The sequence below is a fragment of the Noviherbaspirillum denitrificans genome (assembly GCF_002211445.1).
GTDB lineage: Bacteria > Pseudomonadota > Gammaproteobacteria > Burkholderiales > Burkholderiaceae_D > Noviherbaspirillum > Noviherbaspirillum denitrificans.
The window spans coordinates 1,531,171-1,539,224 of record NZ_LSTO01000001.1; the positions used below are offsets into that span (position 1 = coordinate 1,531,171).

At 63.0% G+C, this 8,054-nt stretch carries 7 protein-coding genes; 1 reads left to right on the plus strand and 6 read right to left on the minus strand.

The window, feature by feature from the left end; all coding sequences use genetic code 11:
• Positions 1–6: 6 nt before the first annotated feature.
• Positions 7–1,524: a tripartite tricarboxylate transporter permease gene (locus tag AYR66_RS07625; protein WP_088707010.1), complete on the plus strand. Its 1,518-nt coding sequence runs from the start codon at positions 7–9 to the stop codon at positions 1,522–1,524.
• A 61-nt stretch (positions 1,525–1,585) separates the two neighbouring features.
• Here AYR66_RS07625 and ptsP read toward each other — a convergent pair whose 3' ends face one another.
• The 6 genes from ptsP to AYR66_RS07655 all read right to left on the minus strand — a co-directional run.
• Entirely contained in the window at positions 1,586–3,337 is a 1,752-nt protein-coding gene (gene ptsP, locus AYR66_RS07630) for a phosphoenolpyruvate--protein phosphotransferase (RefSeq protein WP_088707011.1), read from the minus strand.
• Positions 3,338–3,368: 31 nt separating this feature from the next.
• Positions 3,369–3,638 carry an HPr family phosphocarrier protein gene (locus AYR66_RS07635; RefSeq protein ID WP_088707012.1) on the minus strand — a complete coding sequence of 90 codons (270 nt, stop codon included), beginning with the start codon at positions 3,636–3,638 and terminating at the stop codon, positions 3,369–3,371.
• Positions 3,639–3,658: 20 nt separating this feature from the next.
• Positions 3,659–4,066 (minus strand): PTS sugar transporter subunit IIA, encoded by a 408-nt coding sequence (locus AYR66_RS07640; protein ID WP_088709677.1) that lies wholly within the window; start codon positions 4,064–4,066, stop codon positions 3,659–3,661.
• A 105-nt stretch (positions 4,067–4,171) separates the two neighbouring features.
• The gene (gshB, locus tag AYR66_RS07645) at positions 4,172–5,113 is read right to left on the minus strand and encodes a glutathione synthase (RefSeq protein WP_088707013.1); all 942 of its coding nucleotides are present in this window, start codon (positions 5,111–5,113) and stop codon (positions 4,172–4,174) included.
• 12 nt (positions 5,114–5,125) lie between these two features.
• A complete protein-coding gene (gene gshA / locus AYR66_RS07650) occupies positions 5,126–6,424 on the minus strand; it encodes a glutamate--cysteine ligase (protein WP_088707014.1) in 1,299 nt (432 codons plus the stop codon).
• A gap of 263 nt (positions 6,425–6,687) precedes the next feature.
• Positions 6,688–8,054, minus strand: a 1,367-nt coding sequence (locus AYR66_RS07655) for an ammonium transporter (protein WP_088709678.1), incomplete at its 5' end; no start/stop codon positions are given.

An 8,054-nucleotide genomic window follows, 5' to 3' on the forward strand; every position in this document is an offset into this window, starting at 1 on the left:
CTGAACATGGATACCTTCAATGCACTGATCGCCGGCTTCGGCGTCGCAATGTCACTGCAGAACCTGACGCTGGGATTCATCGGCGTCACGCTCGGCACACTGGTCGGCGTGCTGCCCGGCGTCGGCCCGGCACTCACCGTCGCGCTGCTGCTGCCGGCGACCGCCAGCTTCGATCCGACTGGCGCGCTGATCATGTTCGCCGGCATCTATTACGGTGCAATGTACGGCGGCTCCACGACGTCGATCCTGCTGAATACCCCGGGCGAATCCGCCACCATCGTCACCGCGCTGGAAGGCAACATGATGGCCAAGACCGGCCGCGCGGGTCCCGCACTGTCGACCTCGGCCATCGGCTCCTTCGTCGCCGGCACAGTCTCGGTCGTGATGTTGACCGTCATGGCGCCGCTGGTGGTGGATGTGGCGATCAAGTTCGGCCCGGCCGAATACTTCTCGGTCATGATCCTGGCCTTCGTCACCGTCTCCACGCTGCTCGGATCGTCCATGGCACGCGGCCTGGCAAGCCTGTTCTTCGGCCTGTGGATCGGCCTGATCGGTATCGATGGGCAGACCGGCCAGCCGCGCTTCACGATGGGCATTCCGGAACTGCTGGACGGCATCGATGTCGTGGTCGCGGCTGTCGGCCTGTTCGCGGTAGGCGAGACGCTCTACCTTGCGACCTACCTGAACAAGACGGAAGACAAGCTGGAACAGGTCAAGGGGTCGATCTGGATGTCGAAGTCGGACTGGGCGCGCTCCTGGAAGCCCTGGCTGCGCGGCACGCTGCTCGGCTTCCCGATCGGCGCGATGCCGGCGGGCGGCGCGGAGATCCCGACCTTCCTGTCGTATTCGATGGAAAAGAAGCTGAGCAAGCATCCGGAAGAATTCGGCAAGGGCGCCATTGAAGGCGTGGCTGGTCCGGAAGCGGCGAATAATGCATCGAGTACCGGCACGCTCGCCATGCTGCTGACGATCGGCCTGCCGACCTCGGCGACCGCCGCCATCGTGCTGGCCGCGTTCCAGCAATATGGCCTGCAGCCGGGGCCGCTGCTGTTCGAAACCCAGCCGCTGCTGGTCTGGGGCCTGATCGCATCGATGTACATCGGCAACGTGCTGCTGCTGATCCTGAACCTGCCGCTGGTCGGCCTGTGGATCAAGCTGCTGTCGATCCCGCGCCCGCTGCTGTACGGCGGCATCCTGATCTTCGCGACGCTCGGTGCCTACGGCCTGCGCAATTCCTGGTTCGACCTGCTGCTGCTCTACATCATCGGCCTGATCGGCTTCCTGATGCGCCGCTACGACATCCCGGTGGCGCCGACCATCGTCGGCATGATCCTCGGCCCGGTGGCCGAGCAGCAGTTGCGCCGCGCGCTGTCGATCAGCCAGGGCGACATGACGATCTTCCTCACCAAGCCGATTTCGGCAGGCATCCTGCTGCTGACCGCCGCGCTGGTGATCGGCCCGCTGCTGTGGAAACGCCGCCAGGCGAAGCGCACGGAGGACGTGCCGGAAGCCGCAACGCCCTGAACACGGACGACGCAATGAAAAAGGGGACGCCGCGGCGTCCCCTTTCTTATTTCTGCTCCGCTTACAGCTCGCGCAACTGCTCTACCGCCTGCACGATGGCCGCCGGTTCCATGGTGCGCAGGATCTTCTTTGTTTGCGCAGCGATTGCACCGAGGTCGGCGTTGAGGATTTCCTGCTTCACCGGCAGGATCTGCGTCGGGTGCATCGAAAACTCGCGCAAGCCCATGCCGAGCAGCAGGCGCGTCATACGCGTATCGCCCGCCATCTCTCCGCAGACCGATACCGGCACGCCGGCCTTGGCGCCGATCGAGATCGTGCTTGCCAGCAGGTACAGCACCGCCGGATGCAGCGGGTTGTAGAGATGCGCCACCTCATGGTCGGCACGGTCGATCGCGAGCGTGTACTGGATCAGGTCGTTGGTGCCGACAGACAGGAAATCCATGCGCTTGACGAACATCGGCAGCGTCAGCGCCGCCGCCGGGATTTCGATCATCGCGCCGACCGGCACCAGCGGGTCGAACTTCTTGTTCTGCTCGCGCAACTGGGCCTTCGCCTGCTCGATCATCGCCAGCGACTGGTCGATCTCGAAAGCATGCGCGAGCATCGGAATCAGCAGCTTCACCGGTCCGTAAGCAGACGCACGCAGGATGGCGCGCAACTGCTGCAGGAACATCTGCGGCTCGGCCAGGCAGAAGCGGATGGCGCGCAGGCCGAGCGCCGGATTGAGCGCGGTTTGCTCGGCGGAATCAAGCGGTTTATCGGCGCCGATGTCGAGCGTGCGGATGGTGACCGGCCGCCCCTTCATCGCCACCACCGCCTTGCGATAGGACTCGAACTGTTCGTCTTCCGACGGCAACTTGTTGACGAAGCCTGCGCGGCCCATGAACAGGAACTCGGAACGGAACAGGCCGACGCCCATCGCGCCGAGGTCGAGCGCGCCGGAGCAGTCGTCGGGCAATTCGATGTTGGCCAGCAGCGTGATGTCGGTACCGTCCTTGGTGACGGCCGGCGTCTTCTTCAGCTTGCCGAGCTTCTTGCGCTCGCGCATGAGCCGCTGCTGCAGGTCGCGGTACTGCTCAAGCACATTGGGAGGCGGATCGACGATCACCACGCCGGCATCGCCGTCGATGATGATCATGTCGTCCTGCTCGATCAGCGCCGACGCATTGGACATGCCGACCGCCGCCGGGATATCGAGGCTGCGCGCCACGATGGCGGTATGCGAATTCTGGCCGCCGAGGTCGGTCACGAAGCCACCGAATGCGCGATCCTTGAACTGCAGCATGTCGGCCGGTGAAATGTCGTGTGCAACCACGATCATGCGGCCGGCATTTTCGTCGTCGCCGTCATGCGAAGGCAGGCTGATGGCACTGCCGGTGAGGACCTTGAGCACACGTTCACCGACCTGCTGGATATCGCTCTTGCGCTCGCGCAGGTAGGCATCCTCGATCTCGTCGAACTGTGCGGACAATTCATCGATCTGCGTGACCAGCGCCCATTCCGCGTTGTAATAACGGGTGCGAATGATGTCGAGCGGCACTTCCGCGATCATCGGGTCCGACAAGATCAGCGCATGCACGTCGATGAAGGCGCCCAGCTCGGCCGGCGAATCCTTCGGCAGCTCGTTCCAGATGGTTTGCAGTTCCTTGTGGACGGTGGCAATCGCCTTCTGCAGGCGCAGCACTTCCGCCTCGACCTGTTCCTGCGGAATCAGGTAATGCTTGACGTCCAGCGCGGCAGGCGCGAGCAGGTGCGCGCGGCCGATGGCGATGCCGCGTGAAACCGGAATCCCGTGGAGCGTGAAGGAAGCCATTCTGTTTGTGGGCGTTTATGGAGCGAGGCGCTTATTCGCCTTCGCCGAATCTATTCTGAATGAGCTCGAGTAGGGCGTCAAAACACTCCTTCTCGTCAGCGCCGTCCGCCTCCAGCACGACCTTCGAACCCTTGCCGGCGGCAAGCATCATCACGCCCATGATGGACTTGGCGTTGACGCGCCGCGCATTGCGGGTCAGCCATACTTCGCTCTTGTACTTCGCTGCCAGCTGCGTGAGTTTCGCCGAAGCACGCGCATGCAGGCCCAGCTTGTTGATGATTTCGATTTCCTGTTGAATCATTTTTTCTTGTGATTTGTTGTTCAGTTCGGCGAAAGACGCACGCGGTTGTCTACCCGGACCGCGCCGCCCTGCCCTCCCGCGAGGGCCATTTCCACCACGATGTCGATCGTGTCGTTGCGATAGGTCAGCGCACGCAGGAGCATGGGAAGGCTGATGCCGGCGATGACTTCGATATGTCCGGGACTGCACAGCTTGAGTGTGCAATTGGACGGCGTGCCGCCCATGACATCGGTGATGACCAGCACGCCGGAACCATCGTCGAGCCGCTTGATCGCATCCTGCGCCAACCGGTTCACTTCCGCCGTATCCTGGTCGGCGCGCACGTCGATCGCCTCCATGCGCTCGGGCCGCGCGCGGAAAACGTGCGTTGCAGCGTCCAGGAACGCGTTCCCCAGCGGGGCGTGCGTCAGAAGAAGAATCCCTATCATGCTCTGTCCGGCCAAGAACAGTCGCGTGCGCGGTTGACAGCGAATCTTCCCCGAGCCGCCGACGTGTTCGTCGTTATTCCCCGCGCAACGATGGCGCGGAGCGAGTTATGTGCACTGCGTCTCCAGTGCATCGATGAACATTCCCGCCACATCGAAGCCTGTCTGTTGCTTGATTTCCTGGAAACAGGTGGGACTGGTGACGTTGATTTCCGTCAGGCAGTCGCCGATCACGTCCAATCCTACCAGCAATAAGCCGCGCTTCAAAAGAACTGGCGCAAGGGCTTCGCCGATTTCCCGGTCGCGCGCGGAAACAGGTTGCGCCACGCCAAGGCCGCCGGCAGCCAGGTTGCCGCGCACCTCGCCGCCCTGCGGAATGCGTGCGAGGCAGTACGGCACCACCTGCCCGCCGATCAGCAGGACGCGCTTGTCGCCGTTGACGATCTCCGGGATATAACGCTGGACCATGATGGTGTGCGCGCCATTGGCAGTCAGCGTCTCGATGATGGAACCGAGGTTCATGCCGTCTTCACGCACGCGGAAAATGCCGGTGCCACCCATGCCGTCGAGCGGCTTGAGGATGATGTCGCGATGCTCCTTGTGGAAGGCGCGAATGCGTGCGGCATCGCTGGTCACCAGCGTTGGCGCGGTGAATTGCGGGAACTGCGCGATCGCCAGCTTTTCGTTGTGGCTGCGGATCGCTTCCGGCCGGTTGAACACGCGCGCGCCCTGCTTCTCCGCCACTTCGAGCAGGTAGGTCAGGTACACATACTCCATGTTGAACGGCGGATCCTTGCGGACGACGATGGCATCGAATGCATCCAGTGCCGACTCCAGCGGCGGTTCGGCGCGATACCAGTCATCCTTGTCGCCGGTCAGCGTGATGCGCTGGATGTCGGCCGTCACCTTGCCGTCGCGAAAAGCCATGTCTTTCTGCTGGAAGGCAAAGAGTTCGTGGCCGCGCGCGGCGGCCTCGACCATCATCGCGTACGTGGTGTCCTTGTAGGTCTTGAAGTGGTCCAGCGGGTCGGCAAGAAAGGCGAATCGCATGCAGGCGTCCCGTCAGTAGACTTCAGGATTCGGATCGGTCTTCTCGAGTTCGAGCGATGCCGCCAGCAAGGCCATGCGCGCGACCACGCCGTACATGTAGAAACGGTTCGGCGGCGCGGTGCCCGGCTTCGCCTGCAGGTCGGGGAGCGCATGCTGCTGCGCGAAGGCCAGCGGTACGAAATGCGCGCCCGGCGAATTCAGGTTCTCGTCGATGCCGCGCTCCGCATGCACGCGGTAGAAACCGCCCACTACGTAGCGGTCGATCATGTACACCACCGGCTCGGCCACCGCGTCGTTGATGTGCTCGAAGGTGTGCACGCCTTCCTGGATGATCACGTCGGAGACTTCGAGGCCTTCCTTGACCACCGACATCTTGTTGCGCTGCTTGCGGTTGAGGTCCTTCACCTCGCTCGCATCCTTGACCGACATGATGCCCATGCCATAGGTGCCGGCATCGGCCTTGACGATGACGAAGGGCTTTTCCTTGATCCCGTATTCCTTGTACTTCTTGCGGATCTTCGCCAGCAGCGAATCGACGTTCGCCGCCAGGCATTCCTCGCCGGTGCGCTCCTGGAAGTTGATCTCGCCGCACTTGGCGAAATACGGATTGAGCATCCACGGGTCGACATCGACCAGCTTGGCGAATTTCTTCACCACCTCGTCGTAGGCGGCGAAGTGGTTGGTCTTGCGCCGCACCGCCCAGCCGGCGTGCAGCGGCGGCAGCAGGTTTTGCTCGTGCAAGCCTTCGAGCACTTTCGGGATGCCCGACGACAGGTCGTTGTTCAGCAGGATGGTGCAGGGATCGAAATTCTTCAGGCCGAGGCGGCGGCCGTTGGCGGAGCGTTCCAGCGGTTCCAGCGTCAGCGTCGTGCCGTCCGGCAGGTCGATGTTGGTCGGTTCCTTGACGTCGTCGGACAGCGAGCCGAGCCGTACATTCAGGCCGGTCTGGCGGAAGATCTGGATCAGGCGCGCGACGTTCTGCAGATAGAAGGTGTTGCGGGTGTGGCGCTCGGGGATCAGCAGCAGGTTCTTGGCGTCCGGACAGTATTTTTCAATCGCAGCCATTGCCGCCTGCACTGCCAGCGGCAGCATTTCCGGCGACAGGTTGTTGAAGCCGCCGGGGAACAGGTTGGTGTCGACCGGCGCCAGCTTGAAGCCGGCGTTGCGCAAGTCCACCGAGCAGTAGAACGGCGGCGTGTGCTCCTGCCATTCCAGGCGGAACCAGCGTTCGATCGCGGGAGTCGCCGCCAGGATTTTCTTTTCCAGGTCGAGAAGCGGGCCGTTGAGGGCCGTAACGAGGTGCGGAACCATAAAAACTTTCGGGTATAAGCATTCTTGCAAGCTGAATGAGCTGATTCTAACGGTAATCCCTCTGTTCCGCCTGCGGGCTGTTGTTCGGCGACATGCGCATTCCTGCCAAAACTTACATTAATGACAATCAAACTGCCACGCGCACATCCTGCGAAGCCAAGATCGGGGCAATCCTGAGGATTTAAAGGGACAAAAAAAAAGCGCCTCGTGAGGAGGCGCTTTTGAAACCCGCGAGCGCGGGTGGGGAAACGGTTTCCTGAGGATCAGGAGTGGTAAGCGGATTCGCCGTGGCTGGAGATATCCAGGCCCTCGCGCTCTTCCTCTTCCGGCACACGCAGGCCGACAACCAGGTCCACCAGCTTGTAGGCGATGAATGACACGACAGCGGACCAGATCAGGGTGGTCAGCACGCCTTGCGCCTGGATCCAGACCTGGCCGGCGATCGAGTAGTCATCCGCAACCTTGTTGGCAACGTAGTCGTAGATGCCGGTGCCACCCAGGGACGGTGCCGCGAACACGCCGGTCAGCAGCGCGCCGAGGATACCGCCCACGCCGTGCACGCCGAACACGTCGAGCGAGTCGTCAGCACCCAGGAGGCGCTTCAGGCCGTTCACGCCCCACAGGCAGATCACGCCAGCCAGCAGGCCAATGACCAGGGCGCCCATGACGCCGACGAAGCCGGCAGCCGGGGTGATGGCGACGAGGCCAGCCACTGCGCCGGATGCAGCACCCAGCATGGACGGCTTGCCCTTGCCCATCCACTCGCCGAAGCTCCAGGACAGGGTTGCGGCAGCGGTTGCCAGCAGCGTGTTGATCAGTGCGAGGGCAGCGGTGCCGCCTGCTTCCAGTGCGGAGCCGGCGTTGAAGCCGAACCAGCCCACCCACAGCAGCGATGCGCCTACCATGGTCAGCGTCAGCGAGTGCGGTGCCATGGATTCGCGACCGTAGCCGATGCGCTTGCCGATGACATAGGCACCGACCAGGCCTGCGATCGCGGCGTTGATGTGCACCACGGTGCCGCCGGCGAAGTCGAGCGCGCCCTTGGCAAACAGCCAGCCTGCGGCAGCAGTCGCCTTTTCGGCGGCAGCGGCGTCGGTGAAGGCATCCGGACCAGGCCAGAACCAGACCATGTGCGCGATCGGCAGGTAGGAGAAGGTGAACCACAGCACGACGAACAGCAGCACGGCGGAGAACTTGATGCGCTCGGCAAAGGCACCGATGATCAGGCCGCAGGTGATGGCCGCGAATGTTGCCTGGAAGGCCGCGAACACGAACTCGGGGATCACGACGCCCTTGCTGAAGGTAGCCGCCATGGTGTCGGGCGTGATGCCCTTCAGGAACAGGCGGTCGAAGGAGCCGATGAACGCGCCGCCCTCGGTAAATGCCAGCGAGTAACCGTAGATGCACCAGAGCACGATGATCAGCGAGAAGATCATGAACACCTGCATCAGGATCGACAGCATGTTCTTGGTGCGGACGAGGCCGCCGTAGAACAGTGCCAGGCCGGGGATGGTCATCAGGATGACGAGGACCGTGGCCATCATCATCCAGGCGGTATCGCCCTTGTTGGCGGTCGGCGCCGGAGCGGCGGCCGGTGCTGCTGCAGCCGCCGCAGGTGCGGCTGCGGGAG

Coding starts and splice junctions, on each gene's coding strand:
- gshB (WP_088707013.1), bottom strand. CDS start 5,113: ATGCGATTCGCCTTTCTTGCCGACCCGCTGGACCACTTCAAGACCTAC.
- ptsP (WP_088707011.1), bottom strand. CDS start 3,337: ATGGCTTCCTTCACGCTCCACGGGATTCCGGTTTCACGCGGCATCGCC.
- AYR66_RS07635 (WP_088707012.1), bottom strand. CDS start 3,638: ATGATTCAACAGGAAATCGAAATCATCAACAAGCTGGGCCTGCATGCG.
- gshA (WP_088707014.1), bottom strand. CDS start 6,424: ATGGTTCCGCACCTCGTTACGGCCCTCAACGGCCCGCTTCTCGACCTG.
- AYR66_RS07640 (WP_088709677.1), bottom strand. CDS start 4,066: ATGATAGGGATTCTTCTTCTGACGCACGCCCCGCTGGGGAACGCGTTC.
- AYR66_RS07625 (WP_088707010.1), top strand. CDS start 7: ATGGATACCTTCAATGCACTGATCGCCGGCTTCGGCGTCGCAATGTCA.